Below are 21431 nucleotides of genomic sequence, written 5' to 3'. Positions count from 1 at the left end.
TCATGATCCCTGGCTTCTCGGCAGCGACCGCGATTTCGGATGGGGGTGCAGCGCGCCCCCGTCATGTCGCCATCATCATGGACGGCAACGGCCGTTGGGCGACCGAACGCGGCTGGCCGCGCCTGGTCGGCCATCGTCGCGGCGCCGAGCGCGTGAAGCAGATCGTCCGCGCCTGCCCCGAGCTGGGCGTGGACTGGCTGACCATCTATGCCTTCTCGACCGAGAACTGGAAGCGCTCGACCGAAGAGGTCCTGGGCCTGATGAAGATCTTCCGCCGCTATATCGAGCGCGAGGCCGTCGGCATGGCGTCCGAAGGCGTGCGCATGCGCTTCATCGGCGGGCGCGAGCGGCTGGACCGCAAGCTGCAGGACCTGATGGCCTCGATCGAGGCGCGGACGGCGGGCAACACGCGCCTGAACCTGACGGTCGCGATCAACTATGGCGGCCGGGACGAGCTGACGCGCGCCTCGACCCGCCTTGCGCGCAAGATCGCCGCCGGAGAGATCGAGACCCCGACCGAGGCCGATCTGGCCGATTGCATGGATACCGCCGGACATCCCGATCCGGACCTGGTGATCCGCACCTCGGGCGAGACGCGGACCTCGAACTTCCTGCCCTGGCAGGCCGCCTATTCGGAATACGAATTCACGCCGACCCTGTGGCCCGATTTCACGCCGCAGCACCTGTCCGACATCCTCGGGAATTACGGAATGCGCGACCGCCGCTTCGGGGGCGCATGACGCCGGCGAAGGGGACGCGGATGCCCGGCGGCAAATGGGCCGACCTGTCGCGACGCATCGCCTCGACGCTGGTTCTTCTGGGGATCGGCGTCATACTGGCGGTGTCCACGGGCCTGTGGCTGCGGCTGGGCATGGCCGTCATCTCGGCCATCACCTTCTGGGAACTGGCGGCGATGACCGGCTGGCGCCATCCGGCCCGGCACGTCACGCTGTTCGGGCGCAGCCGCCCCGTCGCGCTGGCCGCCATCGCGGGCGTGTCGCAGGCGGTGGCGCTGACCTCGTTCCATCCGCTGGCCTGGATGGCGCTGGCCGTGCCGATCCTGATCGGACTGCCCGGCGCGGCGCGGCGCGACCGGGGCACCTATGCCATCTTCGGCGTCGCGATCCTGCTGGTTGCCTATGGCCTTGTCGGTTTCCGCGAGAGCTTCGGCCTGAACTTCGTGCTGTGGCTGATGGGGGTCATCATCATCTCGGACACGGCGGGGTATTTCGTGGGCCGCGTGATCGGCGGGCCGAAATTCTGGCCCAGCCTCAGCCCCAAGAAGACCTGGTCCGGTACCGTCGCGGGCTGGGTCGGGTCCTGCATCTTCGGCGCGCTGCTGTGGCTGGCCGGGCAGGGCGATGCGACGCTGATCTGGGTCTCGCCCATCGTCTGCTTCGCGGGCCAGATGGGTGACATCGCCGAAAGCTGGCTGAAGCGCCGCGCGGGGGTCAAGGACAGTTCCAACCTGATCCCCGGCCATGGCGGCTTCATGGATCGTTTCGACGCAGTGACAGGCGCGGTCATCGCGACCATGCTGATCGGGTTCATGGCCAGCCTGCCCGTGGTGAACTGATAGATGCCATCCGCGCCCGCGACCGAAGCCCGACAATACGAACACAACGTCCTGCAATGGGACCGCCCCGCAAGGCAGGAGGCCCGCGCATGATCGCCCCGATCCTGGAAACCGTCTGGACCCTCGCCGCCTTCGTGACGGCACTGGCGGTCATCGTCACCGTGCACGAATACGGCCATTACATCGTCGGGCGCTGGTCGGGCATCCGCGCCGAGGTGTTCTCGGTCGGGTTCGGGCCGCGGCTGATCTCTCGGCGCGACAGGCGGGGGACGGTCTGGCAGGTGGCGGCGCTGCCGCTTGGCGGATATGTGCGGTTCCTTGGCGATGCGAACGCGGCCAGCGCGGGCACGGGGCAGGCGGTCGATCCGGCGCTGCAGCGGCGCACGCTGCATGGCGCGCCGCTTTGGGCGCGCTTCGCGACGCTGCTGGCGGGGCCGGTCTTCAACTTCATCCTGTCGATCCTGATCTTCGGCGGCTTCGCCATCGTGCAGGGCCTGCCGCAGCCCGAGCCGCGCGTGGGCACCATCGCCGCCGCGCCGCCCTCGGTCGTCAACGAACTGCAACCGGGCGACCGCATCCTGGCCGTGGGCGACATCCCGGTCGAGAACTGGGGCGATCTGGGCCGCGCATCCGACGCGCTGCCGCTGGCCGCGACGCAGGACTGGACGGTCGAACGCGACGGCAGCCGCATCACCGTCGCGGGGCCGGACCCGATGCCCGCCCGCATCACCGGCGTGGCCCCGCGCAGCGCCGCGGCGGATGCCGGGTTGCGGGGCGGCGATGTCGTCACCGCCATCGCGGGCGAACCTGTGACCCGCTTCGACCAGCTGCGCCAGGCGGTCGAGGGCGCGGAGGGCGGATCGGTCGATCTGACCGTCTGGCGCGAGGGGCAGGGCGAACTGGACCTGACCCTGACGCCGCGCCTGTCGGACCTGCCCGCCGAGGGCGGCGGCTTCGAGCAGCGCTGGCTGATCGGCGTGACCGGCGGCGAGAGCTTCTTCACCGCCGAGACCCGCCGCGCCGGCCCGTTCGAGGCGCTGCGGATCGGCGCGGTGCAGACCCGGGGGATCATCACCTCGTCGCTGCTGGGGATGTGGGCGATGGTCACCGGCCAGATCGGCACCTGCAACCTGGGCGGGGCGATCAGCATCGCCGAGAGCACGGGTCAGGCCGCCAGCGCGGGCGGCGCGAACTTCCTGTGGTGGATCGCGGTCCTGTCTGCGGCCATCGGCTTCCTGAACCTGCTGCCCATCCCCGTCCTGGATGGGGGGCACCTGATGTTCTATGCCTACGAGGCCGTGGCCGGTCGCCCGCCCTCGGATCGCATCCTGAACGTGCTGACCGCCGCGGGCATGGCGATCGTGCTGACGCTGATGGTTTTCGGGCTCACCAACGATCTTTTGTGCCCCTGACGGCGATGCGCTTTTGACAGGCGCACCCGCTTGGGGATACAGAAATGGGCAAAAGAACAGGCCCCGCAGGGGCCGATGCAGGCTGAAGCGAAGAGGGGCTGGGATGGAACGGAAACTGGGCAAGGGCGCGGTCGCGCTGATGGCGGCCCTGGCGATGACTGTGCCTGCGGGGCTGATGCCCACGCCGGCCCGCGCCGTCGTCTTCAACGATATCCGCGTCGAGGGGAACAACCAGATCGAGACCGGGGCCGTCCTGTCCTATCTGGATCTGCCGCGCGGCCGTGACGTGGGGGCGGGCGACATCAACGCGGGCCTTCAGCGGCTGCAGAATTCCGGCCTGTTCGAGACCGTCGAACTGGTCCCGCAGGGCGGCACGCTGGTCGTGCGCGTCAGCGAATACCCCATCGTCAACCGCATCAACTTCGAGGGCAACCGCCGCATCAACGACGAGCGGCTGGCCGAGATCGTCAAAAGCCAGTCGCGCCGCGTCTACCAGCCCAGCCAGGCCATCGCGGATGCGCGCACCATCGCCGAGGTCTATGCCTCGGAGGGGCGCCTGTCGGCCCGCGTCGATCCCAAGATCATCCGCCGCGGCAACAACAATGTCGACCTGGTCTTCGAGATCAAGGAAGGCGACGTCACCGAGATCGAGCGCCTCAGCTTCACCGGCAACCGCGCATTCTCGGACCGCCGGCTGCGCAACGTGCTGGAGACCAAGCAGGCGGGCCTGCTGCGGACCTTCATCCGCCGCGACACCTTCGCGCCTGAACGCATCCAGCTGGACGAACAGCTGCTGACCGATTTCTACCGCTCTCGCGGCTATGCCGATTTCAAGGTGCAGGGCGTGGCATCCGAGATCGCGCGCGAACGCGACGCCTTCTTCATCACCTTCAACATTCAGGAGGGTCCGCGTTACCGCTTCGGCAACGTGACGACCATTTCCGAGATTCCGGGCGTGGACGCTTCGGCCTTCGCCGAACAGAGCCGCGTGAAGCGCGGCGAGATCTACAACCCCTCGGTCATCGACGTGTCGATCCGCCGGATGGAGACCATCGCCATCCAGCAGCAGCTGAACTTCGTCAATATCGAGCCGCGCATCAGCCGCAACCCGCAGACGGGCCTCCTGGACCTGACCTTCGCCCTGACCCGCGGCCAGCGCGTCTTCGTCGAGCGTATCGACATCGAGGGCAACACGACCACGCTGGACGAGGTGATCCGTCGCCAGTTCACCACCGTCGAGGGCGATCCCTTCAACGCCCGCGAGATCCGCAACTCGGCCGAGCGCATCCGCGCCCTGGGCTATTTCGCGGATGCGCAGGTCAACACGCGCGAGGGGTCGGACCCCAGCCAGGTCATCGTCGGCGTCAATGTCGAGGAACAGCCGACCGGCTCGCTGTCCTTCGGCGCGTCCTATGGCGTCAGCAGCGGCGTCGGCCTGACGGCCTCGCTGTCGGAACAGAACTTCCTCGGGCGCGGGCAGACGGTCGGGCTGACCATCTCGACCGACTCGGACGACCGCGAGGGGAACTTCACCTTCATCGAGCCCTTCTTCCTGGGGCGTGACCTGAAGGCGGGGATCAACCTGAACTATACCGCCTCGGACGATGACGACAGCGACTACAACACGCGCAGCGTCTCGATCAAACCGTCGCTGGAATTCCCCGTCTCGGACAATGGGCGCCTGGAAGTGCGCTACCGCATCGCCGAGAACAAGCTGGACGACGTGGACGACGCCAACTCGCTCGTCCTGCAAGAGGAGGAGGGCACGCGCCTCAGCTCGGCCCTGGGATATACCTACAGCTGGGATTCGCGCCGCACGGGCCTCGATCCGCTGAACGCATGGCGCCTGCGCTTCTCGCAGGATGTCGCGGGGCTGGGCGGCGACACCAAGACGGTCGAGACATCGGTGCTGGCGGGCGTGGAATCGACCGCATGGCGCGACGACGTGACCCTGCGCGCCGAGGTCGAGGCCGGGGCCGTCATCGGCTATGACGATTACGACACCTGGGTTATCGACCGCTTCGGCACCAGCGGCCGCGTGCGCGGCTTCGAATCCGGCGGCTACGGTCCTCGCGACCTGACCTCGGAAGACCAGGATTCGCTTGGCGGCAACTACTTCTGGGCCGCCCGCGCCGAGGCGCAGTTCCCCATCGGCCTGCCCGAGGAATACGGCATCAAGGGCGGCCTGTTCGCCGATGTCGGCTCGCTCTGGGGTCTGGACAACACTTATGGCGTCGAGATCGACGACGACATGTATGTCCGCGCCGCGGTCGGTGCCTCGATCTTCTGGACCACGCCCATCGGACCGCTGAGGTTCAACTTCTCGCACGCCGTGCGCAAGGAAGATTATGACGAGGTGCAGAACTTCGACCTGACGATCCAGACCAACTTCTGATGAAGGGATTGCTTCGGGCAGGGATGGCGGGGTGGCTGGGCATCGTCCCGGCCACGGCGATGGCGCAGCAGGCAGAACCGCTTGGCCAGCAGATCCCGGGGGTCGAGGCCTTGCGCCAGGACCAGCCCGAAGCCACGCTGCCCAACAGCACCATCGCGGCGGATGACGGATCGGTGCCGATCATGGCGCCCATCCTGACGCTGGATCAGGACAGCCTGTATCTGCAATCGGAATGGGGACGCCGCACGCAGCGCGTCCTCGAGGTCGAGGGCGACAAGATCGCTGCCGAGAACGAGCGCCTGACCGAGCAGCTTTCGACCGAGGAATCCGACCTGACGCAGCGCCGCGCCGAGCTTCCCCCGGCCGAGTTTCGCCGCCTGGCCGAGAATTTCGACATCCGCGCGACCGAGATCCGCCGCGCCCGCGCGCAGGTCGTGCAGGACCTGAACAGCTGGGCCGAGGAGGACCGAGTGGCCTTCTTCCGCGCGGCGCTGCCCGCGATGGGGCAGGCGATGCAGGACCGGGGCGCGGTCGCCGTGCTGGACCGCCGGACGGTCTTCGTGTCGCTGGATGCGATCGACGTCACCGAGGATCTGATCGAGGTCCTGGACGAGCAGCTGGGCGATGGCGAAGGCACCGTCCCGCTGCCCGATCTCGACCGCTCAGGGCAGGCGACCGAGCCGCTCGGTCAGCAGGGCGAATAGCCCGTCGCGATCCACATCCTTCAGGAACAGCGCATTGGCGGGCCGGTCGGTCACACCCCACCAGTCGGCCACGGTCATGCCGGTGGTCAGGCCACCCTCGGTCTCGATTTCCACGTTGATGCGGCGGCCTTGGAACAGGTCGGGCTGCAGCAGCCAGGCGATGGTGCAGGGGTCGTGCAGGGGGGCGCCGCTGCTTCCGTATTTCTCGGTGTCGAAGCGTTCGAAGAAATCCGTCCAGCCGGCGACCGCAGGCCCCGTGCGGTTCGGCATCGCGCGCAGGGTGGCGATCCAGTCCGCGCTGGTCAGCGCCTTGTGCGTCACGTCCAGCGGCAGCACGACCAGCGGCACGCCCGAGGCAAAGACCTCGGCCGCGGCCTCGGGATCGACGAAGATGTTGAACTCGGCGGCGGGGGTGATGTTGCCCACCTCGAAATAGGCGCCGCCCATCAGCACGATCTGCTGGACGCGGGCGACGATGTCGGGGGCGCGACGGAACGCCTCGGCGATATTGGTCAGCGGCCCCACGGGAACCAGCGTGACGGTCCCGGCATCATGGTCGCGCAGCGAGCGGATGATGAAATCGACCGCGTGCCCGTCCTGCAGGGGGACCGAAGGCTCGGGCAGGTCGGTCCCGTCGAGGCCGGTCTTGCCGTGCACATGTTCCGCCGTGACCAGGGGGCGGGCCAGCGGCCTGTCGCAGCCGGCGTAGACGGGGACATCCACGCCCGACAGCTCGACCACCTTGCGGGCGTTCACCTGCGTCAGCGCCAGCGGCACGTTGCCCGCGACGGCGGTGATGCCCAGCACCTGCAGTTCGGGCGAGGCGAGGGCCGTCAGGATGGCCACGGCGTCGTCCTGTCCCGGATCGGTGTCGATGATGATCTTCTGTGGCATGCCGCCCCCCGTTGTTCTTCGGGGCGAAGTCTTGCGCGGCATGAAAAGGGGGCGCAAGCCCTTGCGGCTGCGCCCCCCGATTTCGTCTGCCAGGCCGGGATCAGCCGTCGAAGTTCACTTCCTCGATCAGGTCCAGCGCCTTGGGACGCAGGTCCGAGATCTCGGCCAGGGGCAGCTCGTCGGCAGTGAATTCGCCCCAGCTTGCGACCAGTTCCGAGGCGGGGACGCCCTCGACCACCGGGAACTCGTTGTTGGTCTCGGCATAGATCGACTGGGCCTCGTCGCCGACCAGGAAGTCCATCAGCTTCTGCGCGGCCTCGCGGTTGGGCGATGCCTTGGTCATCGCGACGCCCGAGACGTTCACATGCGTGCCGCCATCCTCGAAGGTGGGGAAGACGATGCGCACGCTGTCGGCCCATTCCTTCTGCTCGTCATCCTTCAGCATCGCACCCATGTAGTAGGTGTTGCCCAGGCTGATGTCGCACTGGCCGGCCCAGATCGCCTTGACCTGGTCGCGGTCGCCGCCTTCGGGCGGACGGGCCAGGTTGGCCTTGATGCCGTTCAGCCATTCGCGGGTCTCGGCCTCTCCGTGATGGGCCAGGAAGGCGGCGGTCAGCGCGACGTTGTAGTCGTGGGTGAAGGTGCGCGTGCAGATGCGGCCCTTCCATTTCGGATCGGCCAGGTCCTCGTAGGTGGTCACGTCGCCATCGGCCACGCGGTCCTTGCTGGCATAGACGATGCGCGCGCGGGTGGTCAGGGCGAACCATTGGTTCTCGTCGTCGCTGAGCGTCGCGGGAACGGCGTCCAGGGCCTCGTCCTCGACGGCCTGCAGGACGCCTGCATCCTTCAGCTCGCCCAAGCGGGCCACGTCCACGGTCAGGACCAGGTCGGCGGGCGAACGGTCGCCCTCGGCCTGCAGGCGCTCGACCATGCCCTTGTCGACATAGGCCAGGTTCACGTCGATGCCGGTCTCGGCGGTGAAGGCGTCGATCAGCGGCTGGATCAGCTCGGGCTGACGGTGGCTGTAGACGTTCACTTCCTCGGCCATGGCGGGCAGCGCGACGCTGCCGGCGATCAGTGCAAGTGCGGTCAGACGCATGGGTTCCTCCTGATGCATTCCGGCAGGGGCATCGCAATCCCGACCGATCTTGTCAATATCGACCGCGCGCGCACGCGACAGATTGACCCGCGCCGCGACAGGGGCTAGGGCGCGATCATGGCACGCGCACCCCTTCTGCAATTGAACGACATATCGCTGACCTTCGGCGGCAACCCCGTGTTCGACGGGCTTTCGCTGACGGTCCAGCCCGGCGACCGGGTGGCCCTGGTGGGCCGCAACGGGTCGGGGAAATCCACGCTGATGAAGGTCATGGGCGGCCTTGTCGAACCCGACAAGGGCGAGGTCGTGCTGTCTGCCGGCGTCTCGACCGGCTACATGGAGCAGGACCCAGACCTGTCGGGCTTCGAGACGCTTGGCGAATTCGCCCGCGCCGACCTGCCCGAGGCCGAATCCTATCGCGTGGACATGGCCGCCGAGGGGCTGAAGTTCGACCCGAACCGTCCCATCGATACCGCTTCGGGGGGCGAACGCCGTCGCGCCGCGCTGGCCCGGCTGCTGGCGCAGGCGCCCGAGCTGATGCTGCTGGACGAGCCGACGAACCACCTGGACATCGAGGCCATCGGCTGGCTGGAGGATCACCTGTCGCAGACCCGCGCAGGCTATGTCCTGATCAGCCACGACCGCGCCTTCCTGCGCCGCCTGACGCGCGCCACGCTGTGGATCGACCGCGGCGAGGTCCGCCGCCAGGAACGCGGGTTCGAGCATTTCGAGGATTGGCGCGAGGCCACCTGGTCGGCCGAGGACGACGCCCGCCACAAGCTGGACCGCAAGATCAAGGCCGAGGCCCGTTGGGCCGTCGAAGGCATCAGCGCGCGCCGCAAGCGCAACCAGGGCCGCGTCCGCGCCCTTGCCGCGCTGCGTGCCGAACGCAGTTCCCAGATCCGACGGCAGGGTGCTGCCGCGATGGCGCTGGAAAGCGGTCCGACCTCGGGTAAGAAAGTCATCGACGTGCGCGGCATCGCCAAGACCTTCGGCGACCGGGTGATCCTGCGCCCCTTCGACCTGCTGGTGAACCGCGGCGACCGCATCGCCTTCGTGGGCCCCAACGGCGCGGGCAAGACCACGCTGATCAAGATGCTGACGGGCGAGGTCGCGCCGGACGAAGGCTCGGTCACGCTCGGGACCAATCTCGAGGTCGCGATCTTCGACCAGACCCGTTCGGCGCTGAACCCCGACCAGACGCTGTGGGATGCGCTGACGGGCGACCCGGAGATGCGCGTCTCGGGGCGGTCCGACCAGGTGATGGTGCGGGGCGTGCCGAAGCATGTCGTGGCCTATCTCAAGGACTTCCTGTTCGACGAGGCGCAGGCCCGCGCCCCCGTCCGCAGCCTGTCGGGCGGCGAGAAGGCGCGCCTGCTGCTGGCCCGCCTGATGGCGCGTCCCTCGAACCTGCTGGTGATGGACGAACCGACGAACGACCTGGACGTCGAGACGCTGGACCTGCTGCAGGACCTGCTGGGCGAATATGACGGCACGGTGCTGCTGGTCAGCCACGACCGCGATTTCATCGACCGCGTGGCGGACACGACCGTCGCGATGGAGGGCGATGGCCGCGCCACCGTCTATGCCGGCGGCTGGAGCGATTACCGCGCCCAACGCCCCGAGGCCGAGCCCGCCGTCCAAGCCGCCGACAAGCCCGCGAAACCGGCCGCCACCCCCGAGAAGCCCAAGGCGGCCAAGCCGCAGGCGGGGCTCAGCTTCTCCGAGAAGCACCGGCTGGAGGCGCTGCCCGCGATCATCGAGCGGCTGGAGGCCGAGATGGCCAAGCTGTCCCAGTTCCTGGCCGACCCCGAGCTGTTCCAGAAGGCCCCCGCCAAGTTCCAGAAGGCGACCGAGGCCCTGGCCGAACGTCAGCAGGCCCTGTCGGACGCCGAGGAGGAATGGCTGACGCTGGAGGAAAAGGCCGCAGGCTGACCCGCGATTGCTTGACTTTCGCAGTCGAATGCGCGATACGCGCCGGACCGGCCGGGCTTCTGCCTTGGCCGGTCTAATGTTTTCAATGACATCCCGAAGGGGATGCGCTGTCCAAAGGCGGGGAATCCCCACTCAATGCCGGTTCGCCGGGGCCGAAGGACGCGGTTGACGAAGGAAGAAGCGATGTTCGCGGTTCTGAAGACTGGCGGCAAGCAATACAAGGTGCAGGCGGGTGACGTCCTGCGCGTTGAGAAGCTGAACGCCACGGCTGGTGAGAAAATCCAGTTCAACGAGATTCTGATGGTCGGCTCGACCCTGGGCGCACCGCTGGTCGAGGGCGCTTGCGTCCAGGCCGAAGTGATCGACCAGATCAAGGCCGACAAGGTCATCACCTACGTCAAGCGTCGCCGCAAGCACAGCTCGCAGCGCACGCGTGGTCACCGCCAGCAGCTGACGCTGGTGCGCGTGACGGACGTGCTGGAAAACGGCGCCGACAAGACCGGCGTCAAGGCCGCAACCGGTGGCCGCACCCAGGCCGTCGAAGCCTAAGGAGGACTACCCATGGCACATAAGAAAGCAGGCGGTTCCTCGCGCAACGGTCGCGACTCTGCCGGTCGCCGTCTTGGCGTGAAACTGTTCGGTGGCCAGGCGGCCATCGCGGGCAACATCATCGTGCGTCAGCGCGGCACCAAGTGGTGGGCGGGCGAGAACGTCGGTATGGGCAAGGACCACACCCTGTTCGCACTGACCGACGGCCACGTGTCCTTCCGCAAGGGCCTGAAGGGTCGCACCTATATTTCGGTCATGCCTGCTACGCAGGAAGCTGCCGAGTAACCCGGGCGTAACATTTCGATGTTAGAGGGGGGATCGGCGAAAGCCGGTCCCCCCAGCCGTTTTCGTAACAAGGTATTGCCCGGAGATGATCCGGCGCCAGTTTCCGGGGGAGGAAACATGGTAATGTCTGCACCCATGAGGGAGGGTTCGCGGTTGGATGACCTGAAGCCCGTCGATGCCGCTGCCCTGACGCAGCCGGTGATCCCTACCGATCGCTTCGTGCTGCGCCCGCTGCGCCCGTCCGATGCCGGCCTGATCGCGCATTACACCGGCGATCGCCGCGTGGCCGAGGGGACGCGCGCCATTCCGCATCCGCTGCCGCCCGGCAGCGCCGACAGTTTCGTCGCGCGCGCCCTGTCGACCGACCGCGACGAGGATGTCTGGGCCATCGACGGCTCTGCCAACAACCTGGCCGAGGTGCTGGGCGTCGTCTCGCTGACCCGGATGGAGGGCGAGCAGTCCGAGCTTGGCTTCTGGATCGGTGCGGGCTTCTGGAACACGGGCTTTGCGACCGAGGCCGTCGCGGCCATCGTCGCGGCCAACCCCCACAAGGCGCGGACCCTGTTCGCCGAGGCGTTCCAGGACAACCCCGGTTCGGCCCGGGTGCTGACCAATTGCGGGTTCGCCTATCTGGGCGATGCCGAAAGCTGGTCGGTCGCACGCAATGCGCGCGTGCCGACATGGACCTATCTGCGCAAGATGGGCTGAGGGGAAGGGGCGCCGCGCGCCCCTTTTTCACATCCGCGACCGGCCCCTTCTTGCAGAGTCCGCAATTCCGCCTAGATAGCGTGAATGACGCAGCACATCCCCTATTCGCTTCTCGATCTTGCGCCGGTCCCCGAAGGGTCCGAGGCGCGGGACGCGATCGCGAACAGCCTCGACCTCGCGCGGCACGCCGAGGGTTGGGGCTATCACCGTTACTGGCTGGCCGAGCATCACAACATGGAGGGGATCGCCAGCGCCGCGACCGCCGTGCTGATCGGCCTGATCGCGCAGCAGACGTCGCGGATCCGCGTCGGTGCGGGCGGCATCATGCTGCCGAACCACGCGCCCCTGACAGTGGCCGAGGCGTTCGGCACGCTGGCCACGGCCTTTCCCGACCGGATCGATCTTGGCTTGGGCCGCGCGCCGGGGGGCGATCAGTCCGTGATCCGCGCCCTGCGCCGCGATCCGATGGCGGACAGCTTCCCGCAGGACGTGGTCGAACTGATCGACTATCTGGGGCCGAAGCAGCCGGGTGCCGCCGTGCGCGCGCTGCCGGGCGAGGGGACCGAGGTGCCGGTCTGGATCCTGGGCAGCAGCCTGTTCGGGGCGCAACTGGCCGCGCATCTGGGGCTGCCCTATGCCTTCGCCAGCCATTTCGCGCCCGACGCGCTGGAGCAGGCGCTGCATGTCTATCGCAGCCATTTCCGCCCCTCGGCCCGCTGGCAGAAGCCGCATGCGATGGTCGCGGTCAACGTCTTCGCCGCCGATACCTCGGCCGAGGCCGCCCGCCTGCGCACCAGCATGCAGCAGGCCTTCGCGCGGCTGCGCACGGGGCAGACGGGCAAGTTCCCCGTTCCGGTGGACGATATCGACGCGGCGATCGGCGCGCCGATGCGTCGTGCGGTCGACCAGTCGCTGCGCGTGACCGCCTGCGGCACCGCCGACGACATCCGCGACCAGCTGGGCCGCATCATCGCGGAATACCGACCGGACGAGCTGATCCTGACCGGTCAGATCCACGACCACCAGGCGCGGCTGAACAGCTTCCGCATCGCGTCCGAGGTGCTGTCGGACATGCCTGCAAGCCGGGCTGCATGACGAAAAAAGGCCCCGGCGCGATGCCGGGGCCTTCGTCGTTTCAGCGGGTCGTCGCGATCACTCGCGGTTGCCCATGAACTGCAGCAGGAACATGAACAGGTTCAGGAAGTCGAGATACAGGCGCAGGGCACCCATGATCGCGGTCTTGCCGATGAAGTCGCTGTCCGAACCGGCCATCTGCAGATAGGTGTTCTTGATGTTCTGCGTGTCATAGGCGGTCAGGCCCGCGAAGATCAGTACGCCGATCACCGAGATCGCGAACTGCATCGCGCTGGACTGCAGGAAGATGTTCACGATCGACGCGACGATCAGGCCGATCAGGCCCATCATCAGGAACGTGCCCAGACCCGACAGGTCCTTCTTGGTCGTATAGCCATAGATCGACAGGCCGCCGAAGGCGATCGCGGTCACGAGGAAGGTCTGCACGATCGACACCGAGGTGTAGACCAGGAAGATCGAGCTGATCGACAGGCCCATCAGGGCCGCGAAGGCATAGAACAGGCCGGTGGCCGCGCCGACCGACAGGCGGTTGATCGCGGCGCCGAAGGCGAAGACCATCAGCAGCGGCGCGAACATGATGACCCATTTCAGCGGCGAGGCGTAGATCGCATAGCCCAGCTGGGTCAGCTGACCGTCGTTCACGGCTGCGGTGGCGATGCCATAGGCCGCGACGGCGGTCACACCCATGCCCACTGCCATCAGCCCATAAACCTTGTTCATGTAGGCCCGCAGCCCCTCGTCGACCGCCGCCTGGCGGGCGCCGACGCCCTGCGCGGAGCGGTAGGTGTTGTAGTCTGCCATCGAAGTCTCCCTAAGCATGAATGGCGCTGGTGCGCCTTGTGCTTGAATATCGTGCGGAACGCGCCGCTTTTCAACTGACAGAGGCGTCAGGTCGCGCTTTTCAGAAGGTGATGACCAGTTTCCCGACACTGCGCCTCTCTCTCAGCATGGCAAAGGCCTCGGCGATGCGGTCGAGGGGCAGCGTCTCGCCGGTGACGGGGCTGAGATTGCCGGCGCGATACATCGCGAACAGGGCCTCCATGCTGTCGGACATGGCGTCGGGGTCCAGATCGCGATATCCGCCCCAGTAGAAGCCGTGGACCGCGATGTTCTTGACCAGCGCGTGGTTCAGCGGAAGCTCGGGCGGGCGGCCCGCCGCGAAGCCGATCAGCAGGAACCGTCCCCCGCGCCGCAGGGCGCGGAACGCGGCCTCGCCCGGTTCGGCCCCCACGGCGTCATAGACGACATCCACGCCGCCCAGGTCGCGCAGCGCGGCGCGCAGATCCGTGCATTCGGCGCTGTCGATCACCTCGTGCGCGCCCGCCGCCTTAACCACGGCCAGCCGGTGCGCCCCGCGGGCCACGCCGATCACCCGCGCGCCCATCGCGCGGCCGATCTCGACCGCGGTCAGGCCGACCCCTCCGGCGGCCCCCAGGACCACGAGTGTCTCGCCCGGTTTAAGTCGCGCGCGACCTGACAGTGCCATGTGACTTGTCCCATAAGCCACATGGAAACCGGCAGCCTCGGCAAAGCCCATCTCGTCGGGGATGCGCTGGACCGCGGCTTCGGGAACCGCGACCTCTTCGGCCATGGTGCCGGGGGCCGCGACGATCACCCTGTCGCCCGGCGCGACCGATGCGCCCTCGGGGGCGTCGACGACGACGCCCGCACCTTCCAGGCCCGGCACGAAGGGAAGCTCCTCACGCTCTTGATACTTGCCCTGCGCCTTCAGCAGATCGGCGAAATTCAGGGCTGACGCGACCATGCGGACATGCACCCTGCCATCCCCCGCGGCGGGGCGCGGGACCTGCCGCAGCACCGGATCGCTGCCCGCTGTTTCGATGACGGCTGTCCGAATCATGACGCGTTCCTCCCTTTGCGGATATCTGACCGGGAACGAGGCATTCTGTCGAGATGCTGTACGAAAGGTCACCTTCGGGCTGTCCGGACCTGTCTTTTTGGTCAGAATGGGACGCCTTAACCAACATGACACTCGCTAATTGAGCCTCGTCGGGTTACCGCCTCTTTAGATTGAAAGGGCTGGACGATGAAGCACAGTGTAGATGTTCATGTTGGTAAACGTATTCGCCATCGCCGCTGGATGATCGGTATGACGCAGCAGCAGCTTGCCGATAAGGTCGGGATCAAGTTTCAGCAGATCCAGAAGTACGAGACGGGGATGAACCGCGTCTCGGCTTCGCGTCTGTGGGATATCGCCCAGGCGGTCGATGTCCCGGTCAGCTTCTTCTTCGAAGGGCTGATGGAGGGCGAGATCCCGGATATCGTCGAAGGCGATATCTTCGCCGACAAAGAGGCGCTGCAGCTTGTGCGCGCCTATTACACCATGCCGGCCGCGCAGCGCCGCCAGATCTTCGAACTGGCAAGGGTGCTGTCGGACGCAGCGTGATCTGAACGGGGCCCGCGCATCGTCGCGGGCCCCGTCACATCTGCAAGATGAAGCCACGGCGACAGTCGCGCCGGATGGCTGGTCCCCGCAGCCGGGACGGGTTACACCGATCCGAACGGCAGCGAAGGGGGCCTTATGCACAGCATGACCGACAGCATCGAGGGGCATGACAGCGCCCTGCTGATCCGCACGGCCCATCGCATGGCCGATGCAGCGCGGGCGGCGATCCTGCCCTTCTTCCGCAGCGATGATCTTGCCGCCGACAACAAGCGCCCCGCGGATTTCGACCCCGTGACCGAGGCCGACCGCGCCGCCGAACGCGCCATGCGCGAGGTGCTGGCGACCGAGCGCCCGGGTGACGGCATCCTGGGCGAGGAATACGGCGCGCTTGCCGGCACCAGCGGCCTGACCTGGATCCTGGACCCGATCGACGGCACGCGTGCCTTCATCAGCGGTGCGGCCAGCTGGGGCGTGCTGATCGGGCTGTCGGACGGGCAGGGGGTCCGCTATGGCCTGATCGACCAGCCCTATACCGCCGAACGGTTCGAGGGCGGGCTGGGCCAGGCGCGGATGACCGGCCCGATGGGCGAACGCCGCCTTGCGGTCCGTCACGGCGTGGACCTGGCGCAGGCCACGCTGCTGTCCACCTTCCCCGAGATCGGCACCCCGCCCGAGGCCGCCGCGTTCCGCCGCGTGGCCGACCGGGTGCGGCTGACGCGCTACGGTCTGGACTGCTATGCCTATGGTCTGCTGGCCATCGGACAGATCGACCTTGTGATCGAGGCCGGTCTGCAATCCTATGACATCGCGGGGCCGCTGGCCGTCGTGCAGGCGGCGGGCGGGATCGTCACCGACTGGCAGGGCGGTCCGGCGCATGAAGGGGGGCAGGTCATCGCCGCCGCCAGCCCCGAACTGCACCGTGCCGCGCTTGAACTTCTGCGCGGCTGATCTGTTGGGCCGGTAACGCAAGACAAGAGGGACATCATGGCCGAAGAACAGATCCTGGACCGTCAGGACGACCGCGACGAAGGCGATTTCGGCCCGGGCCCCGAATGGCTGGCCCGCGTCGACGAGGCGCTGGAGGCGGGCGACGCCCACATGCTGAACGCGGCGCTGGAGCCGATGCACGCCGCCGACATCGCCGACCTGATCGAGCGGCTGACCCCGAGCGGGCGCAAGGATTTCATCGACCTCTATGGCGGTGAGATCGACGGCGAGATCCTGTCCGAGATCGACGAATCCATCCGCGAGGAATTCGTCGAGATGCTGCCCCGGCACGTCCTTGCCGAGGCCGTCCGGGAGATGGACAGCGACGATGTCGTCGACCTGATCGAGGATCTGGACGAACCCGACCGCGCCGAGATCCTGGCGGCGCTGGACGAAAGCGATCGCGCCGCCGTCCAGCAGTCGCTGGCCTATCCCGAATACTCGGCGGGCCGCCTCATGCAGTCCGAGGTCGTCACCGCGCCCGAACACTGGACCGTGGGCGAGACGATCGACTTCCTGCGCGCCGAGGAATGGCTGCCCGAGCAGTTCTATCACATCATCCTGGTCGATCCGCGCCGCCATCCCATCGGCTATGTCACGCTTGGGCGCCTGCTGGCGACGCGGCGCGACGTGCCGCTGCGCGACTTGGCCGAGGACAGCTTCCGCACCATCAGCGCCTATGCCGAAGAGGGCGATGTCGCCTATGCCTTCAACCAGTACCACCTGATCTCGGCCCCGGTGGTCGATGCATCGGAGCGGCTGGTCGGCGTCATCACCATCGACGACGCCATGACCGTCCTGGACGAGGAACACGAGGAAGACATCCTGCGCCTTGCGGGCGTGGGCGAGGAATCGGCCATCACCGACAGCGTGGCCGAGACGCTGCGCCAGCGCCTGCCCTGGCTGATCGTGAACCTGGCGACCGCCATTGCCGCATCGCTGGTCATCGCCGTCTTCGAGGCGACGATCCAGCAGGTCGTGGCCCTGGCCGTGCTGATGCCCATCGTCGCCTCGATGGGCGGGAACGCGGGCACGCAGACGCTGACCGTCGCCGTGCGCGCCCTTGCCACCAAGAGCCTGAGCGGAAGCAATGTCTGGCGCGTCGTCAGACGAGAAGCGATCGTGGGCCTTCTGAACGGCCTGGCCTTCGCGGTCGTCATGGGGATCGTGGCCTTCATCTGGTTCGACGGCGTGTCGCTGGCCGCGGTGATCGCCGTCGCGATGATCGTGAACCTGGCCATCGCGGCGCTTGCGGGCATCCTCGTGCCCCTGGGGTTGGAGAAGGTGGGCGCCGACCCCGCGCTTGCCTCGGGGACCTTCGTGACCACGGTGACGGACGTGGTGGGCTTCTTCGCCTTCCTCGGGCTGGCATCGGCGGTGCTGCTGTGACCGCGAAGGCCACGCTGCGTGCCCAGGCGCTGGCGGCACGCGCGGCAGGCGGCGACGCGGATGCGCTGACGCGGCACTTTGCGAATGCGCTGCTGCCCTTCCGGCGCGGCGTCGTCGCGGCCTATTGGCCCATCCGCGACGAGGCCGACCCCCGGCCCGCGCTGCAGGACCATCAGGGCGGGCTGGTCCTGCCGGTGGTCACGGGCCGCGACCGGCCGCTGGTCTTTCGCGAATGGCAGCCCGATGCACCGCTGGTGCGCGGCGATTTCGGCGTCTCTCATCCCGGGCCGGATGCGCCCGAGATGCGCCCCGACGTGGTGATCGTCCCGCTGGCGGGGTTCGACGGGCAGGGGCACCGGCTGGGCTATGGCGGCGGCTTCTACGACCGCACCCTGGAACGGCTGCGCGCGCAGGGGCCTGTGCTGGCGATGGGCCTGGCATTCGCCTGTCAGCGCGTTCAGGCGATTCCCGTCGAGCCCTTCGATCAGCCGCTGGACCTGATCGTCACCGATGCCGGGGCTGTCTTCCCCGAGGCTGCTGGCTGAGCCCTGCAAAAACCTGCCGATTGTGACGTTTTTGCATCGGCTGTGAGCAAGCTGTGGGCGGTTTTCGCGCAACCCTGTGGATAAGCTGAGGGCGGGTTTCGGCACGCCCTTGGTTTCGCGCGGAAATCGCCGCTTGCCCCCTGTTTTCCCGTCCGTGATCGCCTTGTCCTGTGGGCGAATCCGCCTTCGCCCCTGTCAATGGCGGGACGCCCGACACGGGCCAAATAAAGCGGTTGAAAGGCCCCAAGGCGCGCGCCACCTTGGGTCAAACAGCCCAACCGGCACAAGATGTGGTGGCGATTCGAGCCGCAGCCACATGCGAATTCGATAGGACCGAAACGGATGGCCATGCCCTCCGATCCCCGCGTCATGCGCGTGGGCAGGTCTGTCGCGCGGGCGCGATGCAGGAAGGATGGCGCAAACCATGCAGATCGAACGTCGCTTCTCGAACGACCTCGCGGGGCCATGGGCCGATATCGCGCTGGTCGCGCATCCGTCCGACAAGGGCGACGTGCTTGCCCCATCCCACTGGTCCGCGATCCAGGTCGATGCCCTTGCCTCGATGCTGGCGCGCGGCGTCGTGCCGTCCGAAACGCAGCGCATCCCCGAGGATGGCGTTCCCGAATTCCTCTGGCCCTCGCGTCCCGCGCCGGGGGCGTCGTTCAGCGATGAGGGCGGTCTGCCCCAGCTGATCGAACGCATCGCAGGCGCGCTGACCCATCGCGCATGGAAGGCCGGAACCTTGGCGTCGGAATCCTGCGCCCGCGCCTTTCTGGACGACATGACGCGCATGATGGCGCAGGGGATGGCCGCGCCGGTGGCGGGTCTCTGGGACGGTTTCGGCCTTGCCTGGGCCTATGGCGCCGAGGAACCGGCGCGCCCTGACACCGACACTACGCTGCGCTTTGCCGATGACGCGCCCCTGATGGCCCCGCTGCAAGAGGCCGACCGCGCGCGCGCCGCCCTGATGCGCGGTGCCGCGATCCGCAAGCCGGGCATCCATGCGGTCTGCGACGTGGCCCACCCCGAGGCCCGCCGCTTCATTGACTGGAAGCTGGACGAGGAACGCAAGCTCTCGGCGCTGATCGCCGGGTCGCGGATGCAGCGCGACCGCCTTGCCGCCCTGGCCGAGGTTGCCCGCACCGGTACTGAACCCGCGCTGAGCCATGCCCTGCGCGAGGCCCGCCGCGCGATGATCCCCGAAACGCAGGTGCAGCGCGTGCTGGATCATGCGCGCCAGGGCTTTGCCTCGACCGAGCTGCCGGTCTTCGACGACGACTGGGACGGCGAGGGCTGGGCCAGCGTCACCGGCCAGCAGACCGAGTGCACCCTGCGGTTGGGCGACGGCTTCCTGCGCGCCATGCAGGACGGCGACGATGCCGGCCTGTGGGATCGCATCGGCGATGCCGCATGGGCGACGGGCGATCCCGCGCTGGAATTCACGGACAACATGCCCCCCTTTGCGGGGCGGGCCGATCTGTCCGCGCATCTGTACCTGCCGGCCTTCTGTCAGGGCGGCCAGTTCGACCACCAGGGGCTGGCCCATGCCACCCGCCTGACCGCGATCGCGCAGCACGCCGCGGACCCGCAGGCCGATCACCTTGCGATCGGCCCCGTGGGGCTGGGGGCCGTGCTGATGTCGATGGGCCTTGCCTATGGATCGGATGAGGCACAGGAGCTTGCGACCGAACTGTGCGCGGTCATCGCGGGTGCGGCGTGGGAAAGTTCGGCCCGCATCGCGGCCTGCACGGCCGAGGGGACCGCCTTCGGCACCCACCGGCGGGCGATGTTGCGCATGCTGTCGGATCGCGCCGATGAGCGCGGCCCGGCGCAGGCCATCTTCGGCAATGCGCTGGCCCTGGCCCAGGCATCGGGCCTGCGTCACGGACAGGTCTGCGCCGTCCGTCCCTCGGGCGATCTGCGGCTGCTTCTGGGCTGGGAGGCCGACGGCATCGAGCCGCTTCAGGCGCTGGTCCATCATGTGCCCGACGCGGATGGCGCGCATCGCCGTGTCATCGCGCCCGCGGTTGCCGCAGGGCTGGGCGCCTTGGGCTATCCGACCGATGCGATCGCGCGGATCGCGACCCATGCGACGGGGCACGGCACCCTGCTGGGCAGCCCCGAGATCGGCCACGCGGCCCTTGCGGGCCACGGCTTCGGCCATGACCAGATCGACCGGATCGAGGCCGCGCTGCCGGATGCTTTCGACATCCGCTTCGTCTTCAACCAGTGGACGCTCGGGCAGGAATTCTGCCGCGACATCCTGGGCATCCCGCAGGACCGGCTGGACGATCCCGGCTTCGACATGCTGGCGCATCTGGGCTTCTCGGCCCGCCAGATCCAGGCGGCGAACGCCCATGTCTGCGGCGCGATGACGGTCGAGGGCGCCCCCGATCTGGACCCTGCCGACCTGGCGGTCTTCGACTGCGCGCAGGCCGTCGGGCGCAGCAGCACCCGCCGCGTCCACCCCGAGGCGTCGATCCGCCTGACCGCCGCCGTCCAGCACGCGCTGTCGGGCGACGTGCAGCGCCGGACCGTCGTGCCGCATGCGACCGGCATCGCCCAGATCCAGTCCCTGTTCGAGCTGGCGCATGATCTGGGCCTCTGGCACTGCCGCATCCAGCGCGAGGGGTCGCGCCTTGCCGCCCATGTCGCCGAGGTCGAGGACGACATCCTGCCCGATGCCCCCGCACCTGTCCGCGCGGGCGCCCTGGCCGAACGCATGGCCGAGCGGATCGTCGTCAAGGAGGCCGCCCGCAGCGATCGCCGCAAGCTGCCGCAGCGCCGCAAGGGATATACCCAGAAGGCCAGCGTCGGCGGGCACAAGGTCTATCTTCGGACCGGCGAATACGATGACGGCTCGGTCGGAGAGATCTTCATCGACATGCACAAGGAGGGCGCGGCCTTCCGGGCGATGATGAACAACTTCGCCATCGCCGTGTCGGTCGCGCTGCAATACGGCGTCCCGCTGGAGGAATTCGTCGACGCCTTTACCTTCACCCGCTTCGAGCCTGCCGGCCCGGTCGAGGGGAACGACAGCATCAAGACGGCGACCTCGGTCCTGGATTACGTCTTCCGCGAACTGGCGGTCAGCTATCTCGACCGGACGGACCTGGCGCATGTGAAGCCCGAGGGGGCGCGCTTCGACGATCTGGGCGGCGGCCGCGCCGAGGGGCGGCGCACGCCCGAGCGCCCCGAGCCGAAATCGCTGACCATGCTCAAGCAGATCAGCAGCGCCGGTTACCTGCGCAAGCGTCTGCCGCAGGAGCTGATGGTGCTGCAGGGCCGCGCAAGCCTGCGCCACCACGCCTGCAGCATCTGCGGCGAGGCGACCTCGGTCGGGTCGGACGGCGCGCCGCATTGCCCGATCTGCGACCGCGGACACTGAGCGTCCGGCCCATTCCGTTCGAAACATTGCGATAAAAGGTGACGGATTGCCTTTTGTCCGCGT

General features: G+C 67.9%; 18 protein-coding genes and 1 pseudogene. 15 read left to right on the top strand and 4 right to left on the bottom strand.

All coding sequences use genetic code 11. The features are described 5' to 3' along the window. Positions 1 to 2 precede the first annotated feature (2 nt). From uppS to F804_RS16095, 5 genes are all read left to right on the top strand, one after another. Positions 3 to 740 (top strand): polyprenyl diphosphate synthase, encoded by a 738-nt coding sequence (gene uppS, locus F804_RS0109005; protein ID WP_022707422.1) that lies wholly within the window; start codon positions 3 to 5, stop codon positions 738 to 740. Then, positions 737 to 1576, top strand: a complete 840-nt coding sequence (locus F804_RS0109000) for a phosphatidate cytidylyltransferase (RefSeq protein WP_051142336.1) — start codon at positions 737 to 739, stop codon at positions 1574 to 1576. Before uppS ends, F804_RS0109000 begins: the two co-directional genes overlap by 4 nt. 89 nt (positions 1577 to 1665) lie before the next feature. Beyond that, on the top strand, positions 1666 to 2988 hold the full coding sequence (gene rseP / locus F804_RS0108995; protein WP_022707420.1) for an RIP metalloprotease RseP: 1323 nt from the start codon (positions 1666 to 1668) through the stop codon (positions 2986 to 2988). 103 nt (positions 2989 to 3091) lie between these two features. After that, entirely contained in the window at positions 3092 to 5383 is a 2292-nt protein-coding gene (gene bamA, locus F804_RS0108990) for an outer membrane protein assembly factor BamA (RefSeq protein ID WP_022707419.1), read from the top strand. After that, positions 5383 to 6087 (top strand): OmpH/Skp family outer membrane protein, encoded by a 705-nt coding sequence (locus tag F804_RS16095; RefSeq protein WP_022707418.1) that lies wholly within the window; start codon positions 5383 to 5385, stop codon positions 6085 to 6087. Before bamA ends, F804_RS16095 begins: the two co-directional genes overlap by 1 nt. Here the strand turns inward: F804_RS16095 and F804_RS0108980 are convergent. Both F804_RS0108980 and F804_RS0108975 read right to left on the bottom strand, forming a co-directional pair. Next, positions 6046 to 6981, bottom strand: a complete 936-nt coding sequence (locus F804_RS0108980) for a nucleoside hydrolase (RefSeq protein ID WP_022707417.1) — start codon at positions 6979 to 6981, stop codon at positions 6046 to 6048. The genes F804_RS16095 and F804_RS0108980 overlap by 42 nt on opposite strands. Before the next feature lie 100 nt (positions 6982 to 7081). After that, positions 7082 to 8080, bottom strand: coding sequence for a Fe(3+) ABC transporter substrate-binding protein (locus tag F804_RS0108975; protein ID WP_028725812.1), 999 nt, complete (start codon positions 8078 to 8080; stop codon positions 7082 to 7084). 117 nt (positions 8081 to 8197) lie between these two features. On the opposite strand from F804_RS0108975, the gene F804_RS0108965 reads away from it, so the two are divergent. The 5 genes and pseudogenes from F804_RS0108965 (at position 8198) to F804_RS0108945 (ending at position 12652) form a co-directional block, all read left to right on the top strand. After that, positions 8198 to 10015: an ABC-F family ATP-binding cassette domain-containing protein gene (locus F804_RS0108965; RefSeq protein ID WP_022707414.1), complete on the top strand. Its 1818-nt coding sequence runs from the start codon at positions 8198 to 8200 to the stop codon at positions 10013 to 10015. A gap of 183 nt (positions 10016 to 10198) precedes the next feature. Beyond that, positions 10199 to 10540 (top strand): annotated as a pseudogene (rplU, locus tag F804_RS16090) (50S ribosomal protein L21); the annotation flags it as partial. A gap of 36 nt (positions 10541 to 10576) precedes the next feature. After that, positions 10577 to 10849 carry a 50S ribosomal protein L27 gene (rpmA, locus tag F804_RS0108955; RefSeq protein WP_022707412.1) on the top strand — a complete coding sequence of 91 codons (273 nt, stop codon included), beginning with the start codon at positions 10577 to 10579 and terminating at the stop codon, positions 10847 to 10849. A gap of 135 nt (positions 10850 to 10984) precedes the next feature. Next, complete coding sequence (locus tag F804_RS0108950) at positions 10985 to 11557, top strand: GNAT family N-acetyltransferase (RefSeq protein WP_084686555.1); 573 nt, start codon at positions 10985 to 10987, stop codon at positions 11555 to 11557. 96 nt (positions 11558 to 11653) lie between these two features. Beyond that, positions 11654 to 12652 carry an LLM class flavin-dependent oxidoreductase gene (locus tag F804_RS0108945; protein WP_028725810.1) on the top strand — a complete coding sequence of 333 codons (999 nt, stop codon included), beginning with the start codon at positions 11654 to 11656 and terminating at the stop codon, positions 12650 to 12652. A gap of 57 nt (positions 12653 to 12709) precedes the next feature. Here F804_RS0108945 and F804_RS0108940 read toward each other — a convergent pair whose 3' ends face one another. Together F804_RS0108940 and F804_RS0108935 are read right to left on the bottom strand one after the other, a co-directional pair. After that, positions 12710 to 13453, bottom strand: a complete 744-nt coding sequence (locus F804_RS0108940; RefSeq protein WP_022707409.1) for a Bax inhibitor-1/YccA family protein — start codon at positions 13451 to 13453, stop codon at positions 12710 to 12712. 100 nt (positions 13454 to 13553) lie between these two features. Further along, positions 13554 to 14513, bottom strand: a complete 960-nt coding sequence (locus F804_RS0108935; RefSeq protein ID WP_022707408.1) for an NADPH:quinone oxidoreductase family protein — start codon at positions 14511 to 14513, stop codon at positions 13554 to 13556. A gap of 186 nt (positions 14514 to 14699) precedes the next feature. Here F804_RS0108935 and F804_RS0108930 point away from each other — a divergent pair, with 186 nt between their 5' ends. The 5 genes from F804_RS0108930 (at position 14700) to F804_RS16085 (ending at position 21368) form a co-directional block, all read left to right on the top strand. After that, on the top strand, positions 14700 to 15059 hold the full coding sequence (locus F804_RS0108930; RefSeq protein WP_028725808.1) for a helix-turn-helix domain-containing protein: 360 nt from the start codon (positions 14700 to 14702) through the stop codon (positions 15057 to 15059). A gap of 144 nt (positions 15060 to 15203) precedes the next feature. Beyond that, positions 15204 to 16007 carry an inositol monophosphatase family protein gene (locus F804_RS0108925; protein WP_425413866.1) on the top strand — a complete coding sequence of 268 codons (804 nt, stop codon included), beginning with the start codon at positions 15204 to 15206 and terminating at the stop codon, positions 16005 to 16007. Between the two features lie 36 nt (positions 16008 to 16043). Next, positions 16044 to 17435, top strand: coding sequence for a magnesium transporter (gene mgtE / locus F804_RS0108920; protein WP_022707406.1), 1392 nt, complete (start codon positions 16044 to 16046; stop codon positions 17433 to 17435). Beyond that, a complete protein-coding gene (locus F804_RS0108915) occupies positions 17432 to 17980 on the top strand; it encodes a 5-formyltetrahydrofolate cyclo-ligase (RefSeq protein WP_022707405.1) in 549 nt (182 codons plus the stop codon). Before mgtE ends, F804_RS0108915 begins: the two co-directional genes overlap by 4 nt. A gap of 424 nt (positions 17981 to 18404) precedes the next feature. Then, entirely contained in the window at positions 18405 to 21368 is a 2964-nt protein-coding gene (locus F804_RS16085) for a TSCPD domain-containing protein (RefSeq protein ID WP_022707404.1), read from the top strand. The last annotated feature ends 63 nt before the right edge of the window (positions 21369 to 21431 follow it).

Origin of the sequence: Paracoccus zeaxanthinifaciens ATCC 21588, assembly GCF_000420145.1 — a bacterium.
GTDB lineage: Bacteria > Pseudomonadota > Alphaproteobacteria > Rhodobacterales > Rhodobacteraceae > Paracoccus > Paracoccus zeaxanthinifaciens.
The sequence above is the reverse complement of the archived record's forward strand: the minus strand, read 5'-3'. Positions and strand labels throughout refer to the sequence as shown.

Excerpts from the sequence above, each read along its gene's own strand:
- uppS (WP_022707422.1), top strand. The coding sequence starts at position 3 with ATGATCCCTGGCTTCTCGGCAGCGACCGCGATTTCGGATGGGGGTGCA.
- F804_RS0109000 (WP_051142336.1), top strand. The coding sequence starts at position 737 with ATGACGCCGGCGAAGGGGACGCGGATGCCCGGCGGCAAATGGGCCGAC.
- rseP (WP_022707420.1), top strand. The coding sequence starts at position 1,666 with ATGATCGCCCCGATCCTGGAAACCGTCTGGACCCTCGCCGCCTTCGTG.
- bamA (WP_022707419.1), top strand. The coding sequence starts at position 3,092 with ATGGAACGGAAACTGGGCAAGGGCGCGGTCGCGCTGATGGCGGCCCTG.
- F804_RS16095 (WP_022707418.1), top strand. The coding sequence starts at position 5,383 with ATGAAGGGATTGCTTCGGGCAGGGATGGCGGGGTGGCTGGGCATCGTC.
- F804_RS0108980 (WP_022707417.1), bottom strand. The coding sequence starts at position 6,981 with ATGCCACAGAAGATCATCATCGACACCGATCCGGGACAGGACGACGCC.
- F804_RS0108975 (WP_028725812.1), bottom strand. The coding sequence starts at position 8,080 with ATGCGTCTGACCGCACTTGCACTGATCGCCGGCAGCGTCGCGCTGCCC.
- F804_RS0108965 (WP_022707414.1), top strand. The coding sequence starts at position 8,198 with ATGGCACGCGCACCCCTTCTGCAATTGAACGACATATCGCTGACCTTC.
- rpmA (WP_022707412.1), top strand. The coding sequence starts at position 10,577 with ATGGCACATAAGAAAGCAGGCGGTTCCTCGCGCAACGGTCGCGACTCT.
- F804_RS0108950 (WP_084686555.1), top strand. The coding sequence starts at position 10,985 with ATGAGGGAGGGTTCGCGGTTGGATGACCTGAAGCCCGTCGATGCCGCT.
- F804_RS0108940 (WP_022707409.1), bottom strand. The coding sequence starts at position 13,453 with ATGGCAGACTACAACACCTACCGCTCCGCGCAGGGCGTCGGCGCCCGC.
- F804_RS0108935 (WP_022707408.1), bottom strand. The coding sequence starts at position 14,513 with ATGATTCGGACAGCCGTCATCGAAACAGCGGGCAGCGATCCGGTGCTG.
- F804_RS0108930 (WP_028725808.1), top strand. The coding sequence starts at position 14,700 with ATGAAGCACAGTGTAGATGTTCATGTTGGTAAACGTATTCGCCATCGC.
- F804_RS0108925 (WP_425413866.1), top strand. The coding sequence starts at position 15,204 with ATGACCGACAGCATCGAGGGGCATGACAGCGCCCTGCTGATCCGCACG.
- mgtE (WP_022707406.1), top strand. The coding sequence starts at position 16,044 with ATGGCCGAAGAACAGATCCTGGACCGTCAGGACGACCGCGACGAAGGC.
- F804_RS16085 (WP_022707404.1), top strand. The coding sequence starts at position 18,405 with ATGCAGATCGAACGTCGCTTCTCGAACGACCTCGCGGGGCCATGGGCC.